The following is an 18,499-nucleotide window of genomic DNA, read 5'->3' as shown; positions in this document are numbered from 1 at the left end:
TCCTTATTGTATTCGATTCAGGTTACTTTAGTGTAACCTTAGTCAGGATTTACTACAAGATAGTTTTTTATTATTATCAGTTTACAAATAACAATTGCTTTTTTTAAAGTATCTTTTAAAATAGAAGTAAGAAAGTTCGTTTGATTATGCAGACAGGAGGGATAGTATGCGTCACAAAGTCTACACAAAAGAACAAATAATAAAAGCAGCACGTGAATTGGTTATTGAGAGTGGGTTCGAACACTTTACCGCTCGGAATATTGCGAAGAAAATGGGAGGATCAACTCAACCCATATACATGCATTTTAAAAGCATGAAAGAATTGAAGCTGACATTAATGGATTCTTTGCGACAAGAAATTGGCGTCGATCGTTCTCCTGTTGTTCAAAATGAACAAGAACTAGTAGCTGATTTGAATGGGTACATCGCTTTTGGACAAAAAAATCCCCAATTATTCAAAGCTCTATTTTTTGATGATAGTGGCTTAGGGGAACTTGTCTATCAGCAATCTTTGGCATATTGCAATGGCAGTGATAGTCAGGAAGAGACAAACAAAGAATCTTTCCCTGCTGATCAGGCCAAGCGCCACCATGATTACTTGTGGTCAGTCGCGACGGGGATAACTTTATTGACAAACTCTGGCTTAATCGAGCTTACAGATGACGCACAACAAAAACTATTGAATCAATTTTTAAATGTGCTACGTCTTTCTGAATAAAATAGAAACATGCAAAGGTTCATAAACGATTGATCTTCGACTGTGCTCTATGAAAAAGCCTTGACTTTTATCGTTAAAAAGAACAAAATGTTACTCATGGAGAGTTGGCAGAGTGGTAATGCACTGGACTCGAAATCCAGCGAGCCGCGTTAAGTGGTGCACGGGTTCAAATCCCGTACTCTCCTTTACAGTAATGTTTTCTGGCGAACTAATTGTTCGCTATTTTTCTTGGGTAGATCTAAGCAAAAAGGTAGACAGTTGAATTTTTCATATGCTATCGTTTAAAAAAAGGAGCGATAAGCGATGAAAAAAGAAGAAATTATTGAGAAAGTTAAAGAACTAGCCAACGAAGGAAATGTGGAAAAAGCAAAATTATTTCTAGAAGAACACAAAGATTCTTTAGGAGGCTACTACGATAAAGCCAAAGCAGCCCTTGAAAGTAATAGTGGTGTTGAAGGGTTACTAAACAAAGTAAAAGGATTTTTTTAATTAATAGATTTATTTTGCTTTTGTTCAATTCTCAGGATTGAACAAAAGCTTTTTTCTTTTTTACTAGCCTTAGATTTTATGTATAATAAAGACAATGAGTAAAAAAGGGGATGCCTTGCATGAATGAATACAATCTCTTATTTTGTATCGATGGTTCGTATATTGATCAGCTAAAAACGACTTTGCTTTCATTAAGAAAAACAAGTAAACCTGAGTCTAAAATTCATGTGTATATCATGATGAAAGATTCGTTAAGTGGATTGGATGCATTAATCAGCTATTGTCAAAATCTTAAGCTTACTTGTCATCCTATTGCGATGGCAAACAATGAGTTTCAAGGTGCGCCCGTTTCCGAGCGCTATCCAGAGACGATTTATTATCGCTTGTTGGCACAAGAATATCTACCGCAAGACTTAGATCGCGTTTTGTATCTTGATGCGGACATTCTTTGTATTAATGAGTGGCAATCATTGTTCGAAATGGATATGAACGATCAATTGTATGCAGCGTGTAGCCATTCCAAACTAACCAATCTGACGAATGTGATTAACAAAGTACGTCTGAAAACATATGAGTCAGAAGGATACTTTAATTCAGGAGTCTTGCTGATGAATTTGCCTTTACTTAGACAAGAAGTGAAACGAACGGCAATTTATCAGTTTATTAATGAAAATACATACAATTTATTGTTGCCAGATCAAGATGTGTTAAATGCCTTATATGGCGAACGGATTCTTTCATTACCAGATGAAGTGTACAATTACGATGTCCGAAAGAAAACGACCTATGAGTTCTTAAGCAAAGGGGAGTGGACGATGGACTGGGTACTTGATCACACCGTTTTTTTACATTTTTGTGGCAAAGAAAAACCATGGAACGAGAGCTATACAGGAAGATTTTCAAGTCTCTATAAATATTTTGCCAAACAATCAAGAGAAATAGTGGAGGAGTAGCATGAAAATAGCTGTGATGGGGTATAGCGGTAGTGGGAAATCGACATTAGCTAGCTTTTTTGCCAAAAAGGAAGAGTTACCACTTTTGCATTTAGATCAAGTAAATTTTGTCGACAATTGGCAGGAGAGAGAAGGTGCGGCGTCAAAAGAAATCGTCGAGCAGTTCCTAACTCAAAAAAATTGGGTGATTGATGGCAATTATCGGAGATTTTCCCACGATCAGCGACTTGCTGATGCGGACAAAATTTACCTACTTTTATTTTCGAGATGGCGTTGCCTTATGCGCGTGTTAAAGCGAACGATGATTTACTTTCGTAAAAATCGACCAGACATGGCCGCAAACTGTCCAGAAAGGCTAGATGGGGATTTTTTACTATGGATTCTCTATTATGGTCGTTCCAAAGAAAAACAAGCCAGCTTTCAAAAAATCAATGAGCAGTACGCAGATAAAGTAGTCATCATTCGAAATCAAAAACAATTGGATAAAGTCTATCAACAACAAAAAACGTGAACGATCAAATTATCGTTCACGGTTTTTTTATAGAGCTAGATAGCTTTCTAAATAGTCAGCTAATCCATCTTCATCATTTGTTCTTTCAGTTATATCGTTGGCATAGGATTTTAGTTGGTCGGTACCGTTTTTCATTGCGACACCCCAACCGGCATAATCCAAAAGTTCTACATCATTATGCTCATCACCAAATGCGATGACGTCCTTTTGTGCGATGCCCAATGATCTGGCGATAATATCGACACCCATGGCTTTTTGTACACCCTTTGGTACGACTTCTAAAATGGCATTTGGCCCACCCCACGTACGTACATCAATATCATCTTTGAATTCGCTCATCAAGCGGGCAGAAGTTGTCGCTGCGTACTCATGCGTTGTTTTTAAGAGTAGCGATGTTGGATCGTTTGAGAGATTTTTCATAAGATTTGCGGATAAGATACGATCGGTTGCAAAAAATTGCGGTTCAATACCATCGATACGATCGACATAAAATGATTCACGGTTTTCTGCAGCGATGAAATCTAAGTTCAACACTTGTTTTTGTTCCAGTATAGAAAATGCGATTTCTTTTTTAATGGAAAGTTCTTTTTCATATGCCCATTCTTTATTTGGTAAATGGACTAGGGCACCATTAAAATTAACCATCGGAGAAGTCAAGTTCAGCTGTTGATAAAATTGAGCGCTCATGCGATAAGGACGACCTGTTGCGATACTTACGACATTACCTGCAGCAATCGCTTTTTGCAAAACAGCTTCAGTTCGTTTGGTTATAAGAGAGTGAGCATTTAAGGTTGTGCCATCTAAATCAATGGCGATTAGTTTTTTTGTCATGTTCGTTCCCCTTTCTCGTCAAACCGACGCCAATTCAGTGTAACATAATTCACAAAAATAACAAATTATGGAGAAAACAGTAAAGTTGTTAAACACGAACAATAAAAACTGTTTTATTTTTTTTGTAAATAAATACTTGTAAATGATTGGTAGCTTATTTATAATCACTAAATGTAGAAGGTAATAACGAATGATTTTTGATTTTTCGGCAATATTTGTTTGTGTTTTTATTTTAATAAAATAGGAGTGAAAAAAATGGAAAAGTTTTTCAAATTAAAGGAAAACAACACAACGGTATCAACTGAGGTAATGGCTGGTTTGACAACGTTCTTTGCGATGAGCTACATTTTGTTTGTTAACCCAAACATTCTTTCAGCAACTGGGATGCCTTTTCAAGCGGTGTTCTTAGCGACAATTATTTCAGCAATTATTGGTACGTTAGTTATGGGGTTATTCGCGAACGTTCCTTATGCTCAGGCACCAGGTATGGGGTTGAATGCGTTCTTTACATTTACTGTCGTGCTTGGTCTAGGGTATAAGTGGCAAGAAGCATTAGCGATGGTTTTCATTTGTGGATTAATTAATATCTTTATTACAGTAACAAAAATTCGAAAATTAATTATCTATTCAATACCAGAAAGTTTGCAACACGCAATTAGTGGTGGGATTGGGATCTTTATTGCCTATGTCGGACTTAAAAATGCCAATCTATTAAACTTTAGTGCTGACTCGGCAACGATTACTAGTTCAGTAGTCAAAGATGGTGCAGCGACAAATGTCTCGATGAATGGTGGCGTAGTTCCAGCTTTGGCGAATTTTAACAATGCTCCCGTTCTTTTGGCAATTATTGGTTTAGCATTGATGGCTGTCTTAGTTGTATTAAATATTCGCGGAGCAGTAATTATTGGGATCTTAGGGACAACAGTTATTGGTATTTTTATGGGAGTCGTAGATTTGAGTGCAATTGATTGGCACGCCAATTCTTTGTCTAGTTCATTTAAAGATTTAGGGACAACATTTGGTGCAGCTTTTGGGGAGCAAGGGATGCAGTCATTGTTTAGCAATGCATCAAAAATCCCGCAAGTGTTGATGACCATTATTGCTTTTAGTCTTTCGGATACATTTGATACGATTGGTACTTTTATTGGTACTGGCCGCCGTACAGGCATCTTTTCAAAAGAGGATGAAGATGCATTGGAAGATAGCAAAGGCTTCAATACGAAAATGGACAAAGCGTTATTTGCTGATGCTATTGCGACTTCTATCGGTGCCGTCTTTGGAACATCTAACACCACGACATATGTGGAGTCAGCTGCTGGAATTGGTGCCGGTGGACGGACTGGTTTGACATCGGTCGTTGTTGCAGGATTGTTTGCTATTAGTAGTTTCTTTTCTCCATTGATTTCAGTCGTGCCAAGTCAAGCGACTGCGCCTGCTTTGATATTAGTAGGGGTCATGATGATGGCTTCATTCAAAGATATTAATTGGGTTGATTTAGAAGAAGCACTGCCAGCATTTTTTGCCTCAGTATTTATGGGTCTATGCTATAGCATCTCATACGGTATCGCAGCTGGATTTATTTTCTACGCAATTGTCAAAGTAGCGAAAGGGAAAGCCAAAGAAGTATCTATTATATTATGGATTGTTGATGCACTATTCATCTTGAACTTCCTGATTTTAGCTATATTGTAAGAAGGCTTACTGGATTTCCTATCACTCTCACTTATTGAGTCATTTCAATAAGTGAGAGTTTTTTTGTTGAAGAAGCTTTCTAATTTAGTGTTTTAAGTACATCAAGTCGGCTGAATTTCTTTGAATTATAGGCATTTATTCAGTTTTTTATATTTCTATTTTACTTAAAATAGTCTATAGTGGATGGGAAAGAAGGTTTGTCTATGAGAGTTGACTGGAAACGAAATTTATATATTTCTTGGATTGGATGTTTTTTTACCGGTGCAAGTTTTAGTTTGGTGATGCCGTTCTTGCCACTGTATATCGAGGAATTGGGCGCACCGAAAAGTCAAGTCGAGTTTTTTGCGGGAATGGCACTATCTATTACTGCATTAGCTGCAGCAATTGTTGCACCACTTTGGGGAAATCTCGCTGATCAAAAAGGTCGGCGATTAATGATGATTCGTGCCTCAGCGGGAATGACGCTGACAATGGGTTCTTTAGCATTTGTACCAAATGTTTATTGGTTACTTATTATGAGATTTTTGAACGGAGTATTATCCGGATACATACCAAATGCGACCGCACTCATTGCTTCGCAAGCCCCTAAGGAAAAGAGTGGTTGGGCACTAGGAACTTTGGCTACTGGAGCCATCGCTGGAAATTTGATTGGCCCTTCACTAGGTGGGTTATTGGCAGAGTTATTTGGTATGAGAAGTGTGTTTATGATTACGGGTGCCGTTTTATTCATCACATTGCTGCTAACAATATTTCTGGTGAAAGAGGATTTCCAACCAATTGAGAAGCAACACATGGTCCCAATGGTAGATATCTTCAAACAAATGAAAAATGTACAAATTATTTTCGGTCTGTTTGTAACTTCGCTTATATTGCAACTTGGCGTAACGAGTATTAGCCCTATCTTAACCTTATATATTCGCGAATTAAGTGGTGATGGAAAAAACGTGTTGCTTTCAAGTGGAATTATTGTCTCAGTAGTGGGTGTATCTGCAATGATTTCTTCGCCGATTTTAGGGCGCTTAGGAGATCGGATTGGGAATCATAAAGTATTACTGGGAGGTCTTATCTTTTCGTTGCTTTGCTTTATTCCGATGGGGTTTGTCCAAAATCCATTTCAGTTAGGTGTTTTGCGGTTTCTACTAGGTTTTTCAACCGGTGCATTGATGCCTTCGATTAATACCTTGATTAGCAAAATCACTCCGGTCGAAGGGGTCAGTCGTATGTATAGCTACAATCAAATGTTTAATAACTTTGGCCAAGTCATTGGGCCAATGATTGGTTCAACAGTTGCCTATCATATGGGATACAGGTCAGTCTTTTGGGTGACTAGCATCTTTGTCGCTGTGAATATCTGTCTGTCTTTACTAAATTTCAGAAAAGGTGTCGACTATAGCCTTTGAAAAAATAAAAAAACCAGTTACAATTAACGTAACTGGTTTTTGTTATCCTATTATTTCGCTTGCGTGTCTGTTTGACCAGCCGTTCCAACTTCGCTGAAGACGACAATGACAGTAGCTACAATAATAGATAGAACGAAACTCGTTTGGAAGTGGAAAGTAGCACTCATTAAAGAGCTACCTAAGTACCCAACGACTTGTCCTAAAATAATTGTCCAAAAAAATGTCACAAAATAGCGCACGTCTATTCCTTCTTTCGTGATCGATTTTGTCTTTAGTGTAACACATTTTTTTTGCTTGTAAAGAAGGGCAACCATTTGGATTGAGATAAATGAACGACGGAGGTACAAAATGTATATTCCTTTAGCTACCAAATCGGCCTATTCGTTACTTGAAAGTACGATTAGATTGCCGCAATACGTGCAAAAAGCACATGAGTATCATTATGAGGCGTTAGGACTAATGGATCATAATACTTTACATGGTACGATTGAATTTTATCAATTATGCCAAAAAGCGAAAATAAAACCAATTATAGGCTTGCTTTTGGATATTTCATTTGCAGATGAAACGTCGTACCCGTTTTATTTTGTTGCTAAGTCCTTTGCTGGGTATCAACAACTAATGGAGTTGTCTACCAAAAAGATGCTAGGGGAGTCGCCTATCATGCAAGAGGAGCAACGCATGACGGATGTTGCCATCTTGATACCAAAAGAGACAGCTCAAACAACCGCATTTTCCGCACTTTTGGAGAATAAGCATTCTTGGCTTAGTATGAATGTAACGGATGTATTCTTTTGTGTTACGCCTACTAATCTAGGTGAAGAAGATTTTTATTCTTATCAAAAGAAAATGAAAGATCTTGGGATGCGTCCGATTGCCTGTCAAGAGACGGTAGCCATGGATAAATCAGAAAATGCGGCGATTGAGGTAGTCGCGCACATTAAAGACGGCTCGACCTTTGATTGGCGTTCAAGTGCGGTAAATGAAAAAGCTATTGGTGTGTTACGTCCTGCAGAAGAAATGGACCAAGCGTTTCAAAAATGCCCAGAAGCTCTTGAAGAATTGGCTAAATTAGTAGTATTATGTCAGCTTGAGTTACCATTGCATCAAGTATTATTGCCTAAATATCCCGTACCAAACGGAGAGTCGGCCAAGGACTACTTAGCGTATTTGTGCAAGCAAGGCCTAGCGTCTCGTCAAATAGCACATACGAGTACCTATCAGCGACGGCTTGATTATGAATTACGTATTATCCATCAAATGGGATTTGATGACTACTTTTTAATTGTCTGGGATATTATGAATTTTGCTCATGAACAAAATATCGTGACAGGGGCGGGACGGGGCTCAGCAGCGGGTTCATTGGTTTCATATTTATTGTCTATCACTGAGATTGACCCGATCGATGCAGACTTATTGTTTGAGCGTTTCTTAAATCCAGAGCGGTATACCATGCCGGATATTGATTTAGACATTCCGGACAATCGGCGGGACGTTATTCTTCATTATGTAAAAGAAAAATATGGAGCTGACTACGTGGCTCAAATTGCAACATTTGGTACAATGGCGGCAAAAATGGTCTTGCGTGACGTTGCCCGAACATTTGGACTATCCCAAAGTGAGATGAATCGTTGGTCTAAAGCAATCCCTAATCAACTAAAAATCACATTAAAAGAAGCCTATCAGACATCAAAATCTTTAAGAGAATTGGTTGAAATGAATGAAAAAAATAGGCTGCTTTTTCAGATTGCCAGTCAATTAGAGGGCCTGCCGCGCCATGTCTCTACCCACGCGGCGGGTGTCGTAATTAGCGATACCAATCTAAGAAAGCTAGTTCCCTTACAAGCTGGATCTGGTGAATTATATTTGACGCAGTTTGCTATGAATGATGTGGAAACAGTTGGGTTATTAAAAATGGATTTTCTTGGTTTGCGTAATTTATCTATCATTGATGACACGCTAAAAGGAATCTATTATCAAATGAAGCAATGCTTTACACAGGCGATGATTCCTAAAAATGACAAGCAGACGTATGAGTTGTTTCAACGTGGCGAGACAGTTGGTGTGTTTCAGTTTGAGTCTGCGGGTATACGCAAGGTACTACGTGACGTACGTCCAGCAAATTTAGAGGAGCTGGCTGTGGTGAATGCCTTGTATCGACCAGGTCCGATGAAAATGATTGACGCATATGTTAAGCGCAAAAATGGACTCGAGAAAAGTACCTATCTCGATCAATCGTTGGCTCCAATTTTAAGAAGTACGTATGGCATCATGGTCTATCAGGAACAAGTCATGCAAGTTGCTTCTATGATGGGTGGATTCTCGTTAGGTGAGGCAGACATACTCAGAAGAGCAATCAGCAAGAAGAAGCGTGCAGTATTAGATGAGCAGCGTGAAAAATTTTATCAAGGTGCGCAAACGAAAGGTTACGATCGAAAAATAGCCGAGGCGACATATCAATACATCGAGCGTTTTGCGGATTACGGTTTTAACCGATCTCACGCTTTCGCCTATTCGGAAATTGCTTATCAAATGGCGTACTTAAAGACTCACTATCCACTACCGTTCTATCGAGCTTTGCTGCAATCGGTTCAAGGGAACGCTTCTAAAATGAGAGAATATATTAGCGAAGCGAAGCGTCAAGGTGTTGTATTTTTAGCACCGTCAATTAATGCAAGCTATAGTGGTTTTTCAATTGAGTCGAGTGAAGGGATTCGCTTTGGTCTTGCTAGCATCAAAGGGCTGCGTAAGGATTTTACTCAAGCAGTGATTCGAGAAAGAAAAGAGCGCGGACCATTCAAATCGATGGATCATTTTCTCTTACGACTTAATCAGCTGAACCCAAAATATATAAAAAAAGAAATACTTGAGCCATTGGTAGAAGTGGGAGCATTTGACACGATTGAGCCCAATCGTAAACAGTTGCTCCAAGAACTAGAAGGGAAAAGGCAAAATCTAGCGTTTAGTGGTGGAAGTATGGATATGTTGGCGTTAATGCCGCTAAAAACGACGGAAGTAGTCGATTTCACCTTGCCTGAAAAATTGACCTTTGAGGAAAATTTATTAGGAGTCTATGTCTCGGGTCATCCTATCCAAGAATATGATGATCTAAGGAGAAAATGGCAGACAACGCAACTTAGCGATCTCGTTCCTGGGACGACAGTTCTTTTATTAGGGTACTTAAAAAATATTCGAGAAATTCGTACAAAAAAAGGTGAAAAAATGGCCTTTTTAGATATTATGGATCTGGGTGCGGAGCGGAGTGTTACTCTGTTTCCTAAGCTATATCGCAGAGTCCAGCGCGATCTACTTCTTGAACATGTCTATCTTATTGAGGGGAAAGTCGAAACTAGTCGGTACAATGGTGAGGTTCAACTCCTCGCTCAAAAACTACAATTAGCTGCGAGTATCAGAAAGGATACAAGTGACTTGACTTGTTATTTGAAAATAGACAAGCATCACGAAGAAATTAGTATTTTAAATCAATTGTCTGATATTATTAAAGAGTATTCAGGTGAGTGTTTTGTTATTTTATACTATGAATCTGAAAAAAAACAGAAAAGATTGCCAGCTGATTTGAAGATCAAAAACAATAGCAAAGTAGCGGAACTACTAGAGAAATTGTTGGGAAAAGAAAATGTAATTTTCAAATAATGTTTACATTTCCTTGTAAAACGTTAAAATTTTCACGTTATTTCAAGACAACACCTAATAAAAATGGTAAAATATCAGTTGTGGATAACACAAAATTACTGTGTTTTAAGTAGACAAGAATAAATAATGAGGTGAATGTGTAAATGAAACGCATTGGGATTTTAACAAGTGGTGGCGATGCACCTGGTATGAATGCGGCGATTCGCGCAGTGACTCGTAAAGCAATTTACGAAGGTATGGAAGTTTACGGGATTAATTATGGGTATGCGGGCTTAGTTGCTGGTGATATTCGTAGATTGGATGTCGCGGATGTTGGTGACAAAGTTCAACGTGGAGGAACATTTTTATACTCTGCACGTTATCCAGAGTTTGCAACAGAAGAAGGTCAATTAAAAGGTATCGAACAACTGAAAAAATTTGGCATTGAAGGTTTAGTTGTTATTGGTGGCGATGGCTCTTATCATGGGGCGATGGCATTAACAAAACGTGGCTATCCGGCTGTCGGAATTCCGGGAACGATTGATAATGATATTCCAGGTACAGATTTTACAGTTGGTTTTGACACAGCAATTAATACCGTTTTGGATGCAATTGACCGTATTCGCGATACTGCTACTTCGCATGTACGTACGTTTGTTATCGAAGTGATGGGCCGAAATGCCGGTGATATTGCGCTTTGGTCTGGTGTAGCAGGTGGAGCAGATGAAATCATCATTCCAGAACACGACTTTGATATTAAAGAAGTGGCTAAACGCATTCAAGCTGGTCGAGATAGAGGGAAAAAACATTGCCTGATCGTGTTAGCAGAAGGTGTTATGGGTGGAAATGAGTTTGCTGAATTGTTGTCACAATACGGTGATTTCCACACTCGTGTGTCAATTTTAGGACACATTGTTCGTGGTGGATCGCCAAGTGCGCGTGACCGTGTGTTAGCTAGTAAGTTTGGCGGATACGCTGTTGACTTGCTGAAAGAAGGCAAAGGTGGTTTGTGTATCGGGATTGAAGATAACAAAGTAGTGGCCGCTGATATTATTGATACACTAGAAAATAATAAGCACAAGCCAGATCTTTCACTGTACCATTTGAATAAAGAATTATCATTCTAATCTTAGCAAAAACGGCATAAAAGCCATTTTAATAAATGAAGAGGAGCATATTTTTCCATGAAAAAAACAAAAATTGTTAGTACCTTAGGACCAGCAAGTAACACACTTGACATCATCACTCAATTAATCGAATCAGGTGCCAATGTGTTCCGTTTCAATTTCTCTCATGGTGATCATGAAGAGCAATTAGCACGCATGACTCTAGTACGTGAAGCAGTGAAAAATGTTGGTAAAGACGTTGCCATTTTATTGGATACTAAAGGGGCAGAAATCCGTACCACTGTTCAAGCAACTGAAAATGGAAAATTAGCATTTGAAATCGGCGATGTTGTACGTATTTCAATGGACGCTTCTTTAGAAGGAACCAAAGAAAAAATTGCCGTTACTTACCCAGGTTTATATGATGATGTAATCGTCGGTGGTCATGTTTTATTCGATGATGGTTTAATCGACATGCAAATTACTGAAAAAGATGATGTAAATAAAGAGTTAGTGACTGTTGTAAAAAATGCGGGTCTTCTTGGATCACGTAAAGGTGTGAATGCACCAGGTGTTTCAATTAGCCTACCAGGTATTACTGAAAAAGATGCTGAAGATATCCGTTTTGGTTGTGACAATGACATTGACTTTATCGCTGCAAGTTTTGTTCGTAAAGCACAAGACGTTCTTGATATTCGTGAAATTTTAGAAGAAAAGAATATGACTCACGTTCAAATCTTCTCTAAAATCGAATCACAAGAAGGTATTGACAATATTGATGAAATCTTAAAAGTTTCAGATGGTATCATGGTTGCTCGTGGAGACATGGGTGTTGAAATCCCAGCTGAATTTGTACCAATGGTTCAAAAAAATATCATCAAAAAATGTAATGCAGCAGGTAAAGCAGTTATCACTGCAACTCAAATGTTAGAATCAATGCAACACAACCCACGTCCAACACGTGCTGAAGCTTCTGACGTTGCCAATGCTGTCTTTGATGGTACAGACGCGACAATGCTTTCTGGTGAATCTGCAAATGGTGAATACCCAGTAGAAGCAGTTTCTACAATGGCTCGTATTGATATTGAAGCTGAAAAAGCCCTAAATAACTTAGGAACTTTCCAAATCAACCAATTCGACAAAACTGATGTAACAGAAACAATTGGTTTATCAGTTGCCCGTGCAGCGAAAAACTTAAATGTTAAGTGTATCGTTGCTGCGACTGAATCAGGTCATACTGCAAAAATGATTTCTAAATACCGTCCAGATGCAGATATCTTGGCTGTAACGTTTGACGAAAGAACAAAACGTGGTTTGATGTTAAACTGGGGTGTTTATCCAACAGTTACTGAAAAACCAAAAACAACCGATGAAATGTTTGAATTAGCTACGAAAAAAGCAGTTGAATTAGGCTTTGCTAAAGAAGGCGATTTGATCATCATTACTGCAGGTGTTCCAGTAGGGGAAAGAGGAACAACTAACGTAATGAAAGTTCAATTAATCGGTTCAAAATTAATTGAAGCTCAAGGTGTTGGTGAACGTGCAGTTGTTGCTAATGCTGTCGTAGCGAAAAATGCTGAAGATGCGATTGCGAAAGCACAAGACGGTATGGTATTAGTTGTACCAACTACTGATAAAGAATACATGCCAGCAATTGATAAAGCTGCAGCATTAGTAGTAGAAGATGGCGGATTGACTTCGCACGCTGCTGTAGTTGGTATTGCAAAAGATCTACCAGTGATTGTAGGTGCAAAAGGCGCAACCAATACAATCAAAGACGGTGAATTGATTACTGTAGATTCTCGTCGTGGTATTGTTTATCGTGGCGAAACAACAGCTATCTAATTTTAGCTAGTCAAGGCCCCTTTATAAGGAATTGGTACAGCAATGTTGATTCAATAATTGTTGGATAAATCCTTATTTAGGGGTTTATTTTATGGGTGTCAAGAAAAATACATTGACAAACATATTTATGCTCCGTATAATAATCTTTGTTGCTTAAGAGGTGATAAATAATGAAATGGTCATTGTTAGAATTATCAAAATACAAAAATGATTCACTGTCCTTCGATACATCACTTGACGTGACGGATCGATTGAGACAAAAAGAATCGATGATCCTGGATGCGACGCCTGTACAAGTGAAAGGTACACTGACAGTCGAAGCGGATTCCTATTTGCTATTCTATCAGGCAGAGACGGTATTGACCTTACCCTCTACACGGTCATTAGAACCAGTAGATGTGCCAATAGTTATCCAAATAGATGAATTATTTATGACTCCTGAACAATTTCGTGAAAACAAAGATAAGGTTCAAGAGCAAGAAGTTTTTCTTCTTGACGCTCAAACGATTGATTTAAGTGAATCCATCGTTGATAACATTGTCTTAGCTACTCCTCTACAAGTCTTAACGGAAGAAGAGCGGAATGGAAAAGATTTACCATCTGGAGAAGGCTGGAAGGTTTTATCTGAGGATGAGTATGAATCAATGGTTCAAGAGGAGCAACAACAAAAAATTGATCCTCGTCTTGCTAAATTATCAGATTTCTATTCTGATGAGGATAAGTAAGATTGGAATAAATTGCAACTCTATAGTTGTTTGACAAATTAAGGAGGTGTAAGACATGGCAGTACCAGCTAGAAAGACTTCAAAAGCAAAAAAAGCGAAACGCCGTACACACTACAAGTTAACAATCAATGGTTTAAATGAATGTTCAAACTGTGGTGAAATGAAAAAAAGCCATCACGTATGTGCAAATTGCGGACATTACGATGGAAAAGATGTAACTTCAAAAGAAGCATAATTCATTTTTAGAAATGAATATAAAAACCAAGGCTAACCATGGAGCCTTGGTTTTTTTTCTGAAAAAATGAAATTGAGAAAGAAGAGTTTCATAAAGCTCTTATTTACGATATAATATACTAGAGTATCAACGAAGAAAATCGTATTAGGAGGAGTATGCATGACAAAACAGCAAATTGGCGTTGTTGGAATGGCTGTAATGGGAAAAAACTTAGCACTAAATATTGAAAGCCGCGGGTATTCCGTTGCATTATACAATCGTACCGTTTCTAAAACAGACGCCGTTGTCGAAGAACACCCAGATAGAAATTTAAAAGCAACTTATAGCGTGGAAGAATTTGTCGATTCAATTGAAAAACCTCGACGTATTGTTCTGATGGTACAAGCGGGCAAAGGGACTGATGCTACAATTCAATCATTGCTACCTCATCTAGATAAAGGAGATGTTCTCATCGATGGTGGGAATACATTCTTTAAAGATACGATTCGCCGTAGTGAAGCCTTGGCTGACTCAGGAATTAATTTTATCGGAACAGGCGTATCTGGTGGTGAAGAGGGCGCGTTAAAAGGACCTTCAATCATGCCGGGTGGACAAAAAGAAGCTTACGAACTTGTAGCTCCAATTTTGGAACAAATCTCTGCTAAGTCTGAAGACGGTGAACCTTGTGTTACCTATATTGGCCCGAATGGTGCAGGACACTATGTAAAAATGGTGCATAATGGGATCGAATATGGTGATATGCAGCTGATTGCTGAGTCGTATGACTTGATGAAAAATATTTTAGGACTATCTGTTGAAGAGATGGCAGATATTTTTAAAGAGTGGAACAAAGGGGAATTGGACAGTTTCCTAATTGAAATCACGGCAGATATTTTAACAAGAAAAGATGACTTAGGAACTGGTAAACCAATCGTTGATGTCATTTTAGATGCTGCCGGCAATAAAGGAACGGGTAAATGGACAAGCCAAAGTGCGCTTGATTTAGGTGTGCCATTACCGTTGATTACTGAATCAGTCTTTGCTCGTTATATTTCTGCTTACAAAGAAGAAAGAGTTGTTGCAAGTGCTATTTTAGCAAAACCAGAGTACAGCTACACAGGAGACAAAGCGGAATTAATTGAAAAGATCCGTGAAGCTTTATACTTCAGCAAAATTATGAGCTATGCGCAAGGATTTGCTCAACTAAGAAAAGCTTCTAAAGAATATGAGTGGGATTTACCATTTGGAGAGATTGCTAAGATTTGGCGTGCTGGTTGTATCATTCGTGCTCGTTTCTTGCAAAAAATTACTGATGCGTATGAAACGAATGCAGATATCGAAAACTTGTTAGTTGATGACTACTTTAACGATATTACGAAAAAATATCACCAAGCAGTTCGTGACGTAGTATCTATTGCTGTTCAAGCGGGTGTGCCTGTACCGACATTCTCATCAGCAATTGCGTACTTCGATTCATACCGTTCAGATCGTTTGCCTGCTAATTTAATTCAAGCACAACGAGATTATTTTGGTGCTCATACGTATGAGCGTACAGACCGTGAGGGAATTTTCCACTATTCTTGGTACGACGAACAATAAGAACTACCTGAAAAGAGATGCTGCAGGTCAAAATGATTTGCAGTGATTCTCTTTTTTTATTGTTAAGTTCATGTTAAAATCGGATTGTTGTATGGATAAAAAGTGTTTTCAAATAGAAAGGGACAAGTAAATAAATGAGTAGGGTATTAATTATAGAAGACGAGAAAAATCTCGCTCGTTTTGTTGAATTAGAGTTAAAACATGAAGGGTATACCACCGACGTACATTATAATGGACGAACGGGATTAGATGCTGCCTTGAATAATGAATGGGATGCAATTTTACTTGACTTGATGTTACCAGAATTAAACGGATTAGAAGTATGCCGTCGTATTCGACAAGTAAAAAACACACCAATCATTATGATGACAGCAAGAGATTCTGTTATTGATCGAGTATCTGGTTTAGACCATGGTGCCGATGATTATATTGTAAAACCATTTGCAATTGAAGAATTACTCGCACGTTTACGAGCATTGCTTCGACGCATTGATATCGAGAGTGACAAAAATATTTCGAAGCAAACTACCATTACTTACCGCGATTTAACGATTGAAAAAGAAAATCGTATTGTTCGTCGAGGTAGCGAAGTCATCGAATTAACTAAGCGAGAATACGAATTGCTATTGACCTTGATGGAAAGCGTCAACGTTGTATTAGCTCGAGATGTATTGCTCAATAAAGTATGGGGTTATGAGACTGAAGTTGAGACGAACGTTGTAGATGTGTATATTCGTTATTTACGTAACAAAATCGATGTGCCTGGTGAGGAAAGTTATATCCAAACAGTTAGAGGCACAGGTTACGTGATGCGTTCATGAAATTTTTAACCAAAAAAAAGAAAAAGAATCAAAAAGAAGGACTTAGAGGGCTATCTTTAACAATTAAGTGGGCCCTTGCAAGTTCTTTGTTCATTTTTGTTGTATTTACAATTTTTGCAGTCATTACTTATAAGTCTTCTGTTAGTCTGTTTGTTGAAAAAGAGCGCAAGAATGCCTCTCAAACAACAAAAGAGGCAGTTTCAAGATTAGCAAATTCAAACCGTGAGCTGAATTTGGTGGAAAGTTATCGAACACTTACGAATAGTAGCAATGGCGAGAATAGCATTTATGATCGTACGTCGACGATTGAAGGGATTTTAATGGATATTGATCCTTTTATATCTGACCTTGGTCAACCAGAGATGAATATGTATATCTATAATCTCCAAAAAGACTTAGTATTCAAAACAACAAAAGAAGATATGGCATTGGTAGGGACGTCGCAGTCCGAGCCGGTAATCGTGACAGTGAATGGCACTTCTGGATTTATTTTCGTTCAAGCTGTTGTTTCAAAAGAAACAAAAGAGACTATTGGTTATGTCCAGACCTTTTATGAGCTATCCGGATTGGCGGATATTCGCCAACGCTTATTACGATTGCTTATATTGCTGGAAATTATTTCATTGGTATTAAGTAGTGTTTTGGGGTATTTCTTATCACTGTATTTTTTGAAACCCTTAAAGATGTTACGAGATATCATGGAACAAATCAGAAAAAATCCACAGTCAGATATTTATATGCCTAAACTAGAGACTCACGATGAATTAGAAGACGTTGCAGAGATTTTTAATGAGATGTTGGGACGCATGCGTTCTTATATTGAACAACAAGAGCAATTTGTAGAAGATGTCTCGCACGAACTGCGTACTCCGGTTGCTGTAATAGAAGGGCATTTACGTTTACTTGATCGATGGGGAAAAGATGATCCTGAGATATTGGATGAATCGTTAGCTGCAAGTATGCAAGAAATTAGCCGTATGAAAGTATTGGTTCAAGAGATGCTCGATCTATCGCGCGCCGAACAAGTGGATGTCCATTACGCAAATGAAACGTCAAAAGCCAAAGAAGTTGTGCATCAAGTATTTAACAATTTTAGAATGCTCTATCCTGAATTCCAATTTACATTAGATGATGATTTAGCTATCGAAAAGACGGTCAAAATTTATCGTAATCATTTTGAGCAAATTTTAATTATTATTATGGATAATGCAGTGAAATATTCAACCACCCGAAAAGAAGTTCATTTGACAGTATCCTCTAATAAAAGAACACTGGAAATCGCCATTCAAGATTTTGGGGAAGGAATTAAAGAAGAAGATAAAAATCGAATCTTTAATCGATTCTATAGAGTTGACAAGGCCCGTGCACGCGATAAAGGTGGCAATGGACTAGGTTTATCGATTTCCAAAAAGCTTATTGAAAACTACAAAGGAAAGATTTCTGTAGAGAGTATTCTTGGTCAAGGAACTATCTTTCGGATTTATTTACCCATTATTGATAGCGAACATAATTAAATAAATATTTATATCCGAACGATTAACGAAGACCATGATTATTTTTTAGTATTTAAAGTGGTAAATAGTGTAAATCTCACTATTTCTTTGGAGTTGTTCGGATATTCTTTTTAGTAATAAATTCCATCTTTTTTTATGGAATTTAATTTAAAAAAATATCAAATTAGCCTTGCTTTTCTAAAACATTCTTGTTATATTATTACTTGTCGTCAGGGACTAATAGTTGAATTAAGATGAATAACTAGCCTACTTCTTTAAAAAAAAACAAAAAAATAGGTTGACTTCCTGAGGTGGTTTTGTTATTATAAATAAGTCGTCAACGAGTAACAAATGTTTTTAAATTAAAAAACTTTTTGGAAAAAGTTGTTGACAAAAAGATAACGAGATGTTAAAATGTAAAAGTTGCTACGGCAGCTAAGTAGACCTTTGAAAACTGAACAAAGTAAGT

Annotated in this window: 16 protein-coding genes and 1 tRNA gene; 15 read left to right on the top strand and 2 right to left on the bottom strand. The window is 37.8% G+C overall.

The features are described from left to right. The first annotated feature begins 166 nt into the window (after nucleotides 1-166). The 5 genes from HMPREF9088_RS00085 (at nucleotide 167) to HMPREF9088_RS00065 (ending at nucleotide 2,671) form a co-directional block, all read left to right on the top strand. Entirely contained in the window at nucleotides 167-718 is a 552-nt protein-coding gene (locus tag HMPREF9088_RS00085) for a TetR/AcrR family transcriptional regulator (RefSeq protein ID WP_007207037.1), read from the top strand. Nucleotides 719-816: 98 nt separating this feature from the next. Further along, a tRNA-Ser gene (locus tag HMPREF9088_RS00080) sits at nucleotides 817-903 on the top strand. Between the two features lie 118 nt (nucleotides 904-1,021). Beyond that, the gene (locus HMPREF9088_RS00075) at nucleotides 1,022-1,207 is read left to right on the top strand and encodes a hypothetical protein (RefSeq protein ID WP_007207036.1); all 186 of its coding nucleotides are present in this window, start codon (nucleotides 1,022-1,024) and stop codon (nucleotides 1,205-1,207) included. Between the two features lie 119 nt (nucleotides 1,208-1,326). Beyond that, on the top strand, nucleotides 1,327-2,160 hold the full coding sequence (locus HMPREF9088_RS00070; protein ID WP_007207035.1) for a glycosyltransferase family 8 protein: 834 nt from the start codon (nucleotides 1,327-1,329) through the stop codon (nucleotides 2,158-2,160). A 1-nt stretch (nucleotide 2,161) separates the two neighbouring features. Further along, complete coding sequence (locus HMPREF9088_RS00065) at nucleotides 2,162-2,671, top strand: P-loop NTPase family protein (RefSeq protein ID WP_007207034.1); 510 nt, start codon at nucleotides 2,162-2,164, stop codon at nucleotides 2,669-2,671. Nucleotides 2,672-2,698: 27 nt separating this feature from the next. Here the strand turns inward: HMPREF9088_RS00065 and HMPREF9088_RS00060 are convergent, their stop codons facing one another. Further along, complete coding sequence (locus HMPREF9088_RS00060) at nucleotides 2,699-3,502, bottom strand: Cof-type HAD-IIB family hydrolase (protein ID WP_007207033.1); 804 nt, start codon at nucleotides 3,500-3,502, stop codon at nucleotides 2,699-2,701. A 255-nt stretch (nucleotides 3,503-3,757) separates the two neighbouring features. Here HMPREF9088_RS00060 and HMPREF9088_RS00055 point away from each other — a divergent pair, with 255 nt between their 5' ends. Beyond that, the gene (locus HMPREF9088_RS00055; protein WP_007207032.1) at nucleotides 3,758-5,194 is read left to right on the top strand and encodes an NCS2 family permease; all 1,437 of its coding nucleotides are present in this window, start codon (nucleotides 3,758-3,760) and stop codon (nucleotides 5,192-5,194) included. 203 nt (nucleotides 5,195-5,397) lie between these two features. Then, complete coding sequence (locus tag HMPREF9088_RS00050) at nucleotides 5,398-6,594, top strand: multidrug efflux MFS transporter (protein WP_040365943.1); 1,197 nt, start codon at nucleotides 5,398-5,400, stop codon at nucleotides 6,592-6,594. A 50-nt stretch (nucleotides 6,595-6,644) separates the two neighbouring features. Here HMPREF9088_RS00050 and HMPREF9088_RS00045 read toward each other — a convergent pair whose 3' ends face one another. Beyond that, nucleotides 6,645-6,833 (bottom strand): YjzD family protein, encoded by a 189-nt coding sequence (locus HMPREF9088_RS00045; protein WP_040367052.1) that lies wholly within the window; start codon nucleotides 6,831-6,833, stop codon nucleotides 6,645-6,647. Nucleotides 6,834-6,942: 109 nt separating this feature from the next. Here HMPREF9088_RS00045 and dnaE point away from each other — a divergent pair, with 109 nt between their 5' ends. The 8 genes from dnaE to HMPREF9088_RS00005 all read left to right on the top strand — a co-directional run bounded on the left by dnaE (nucleotide 6,943) and on the right by HMPREF9088_RS00005 (nucleotide 18,051). Then, a complete protein-coding gene (gene dnaE / locus HMPREF9088_RS00040) occupies nucleotides 6,943-10,248 on the top strand; it encodes a DNA polymerase III subunit alpha (protein ID WP_007207029.1) in 3,306 nt (1,101 codons plus the stop codon). A 143-nt stretch (nucleotides 10,249-10,391) separates the two neighbouring features. Continuing rightward, on the top strand, nucleotides 10,392-11,354 hold the full coding sequence (gene pfkA / locus HMPREF9088_RS00035) for a 6-phosphofructokinase (RefSeq protein ID WP_007207028.1): 963 nt from the start codon (nucleotides 10,392-10,394) through the stop codon (nucleotides 11,352-11,354). A 57-nt stretch (nucleotides 11,355-11,411) separates the two neighbouring features. Next, a complete protein-coding gene (gene pyk, locus HMPREF9088_RS00030; RefSeq protein WP_007207027.1) occupies nucleotides 11,412-13,178 on the top strand; it encodes a pyruvate kinase in 1,767 nt (588 codons plus the stop codon). A gap of 170 nt (nucleotides 13,179-13,348) precedes the next feature. Continuing rightward, a complete protein-coding gene (locus tag HMPREF9088_RS00025; protein WP_007207026.1) occupies nucleotides 13,349-13,903 on the top strand; it encodes a YceD family protein in 555 nt (184 codons plus the stop codon). Between the two features lie 55 nt (nucleotides 13,904-13,958). Further along, the gene (gene rpmF, locus HMPREF9088_RS00020) at nucleotides 13,959-14,138 is read left to right on the top strand and encodes a 50S ribosomal protein L32 (protein WP_007207025.1); all 180 of its coding nucleotides are present in this window, start codon (nucleotides 13,959-13,961) and stop codon (nucleotides 14,136-14,138) included. A gap of 159 nt (nucleotides 14,139-14,297) precedes the next feature. Then, nucleotides 14,298-15,716 (top strand): NADP-dependent phosphogluconate dehydrogenase, encoded by a 1,419-nt coding sequence (gndA, locus tag HMPREF9088_RS00015; RefSeq protein WP_007207024.1) that lies wholly within the window; start codon nucleotides 14,298-14,300, stop codon nucleotides 15,714-15,716. Nucleotides 15,717-15,850: 134 nt separating this feature from the next. Continuing rightward, on the top strand, nucleotides 15,851-16,537 hold the full coding sequence (locus HMPREF9088_RS00010) for a response regulator transcription factor (RefSeq protein WP_007207023.1): 687 nt from the start codon (nucleotides 15,851-15,853) through the stop codon (nucleotides 16,535-16,537). Next, complete coding sequence (locus HMPREF9088_RS00005) at nucleotides 16,534-18,051, top strand: HAMP domain-containing histidine kinase (RefSeq protein ID WP_007207022.1); 1,518 nt, start codon at nucleotides 16,534-16,536, stop codon at nucleotides 18,049-18,051. The genes HMPREF9088_RS00010 and HMPREF9088_RS00005 overlap by 4 nt, the downstream gene beginning before the upstream one ends. Nucleotides 18,052-18,499: the final 448 nt, after the last annotated feature.

The organism is Enterococcus italicus DSM 15952 (assembly GCF_000185365.1).
Lineage (GTDB): Bacteria > Bacillota > Bacilli > Lactobacillales > Enterococcaceae > Enterococcus_G > Enterococcus_G italicus.
This window is presented reverse-complemented; position numbering and strand designations above follow the sequence as displayed.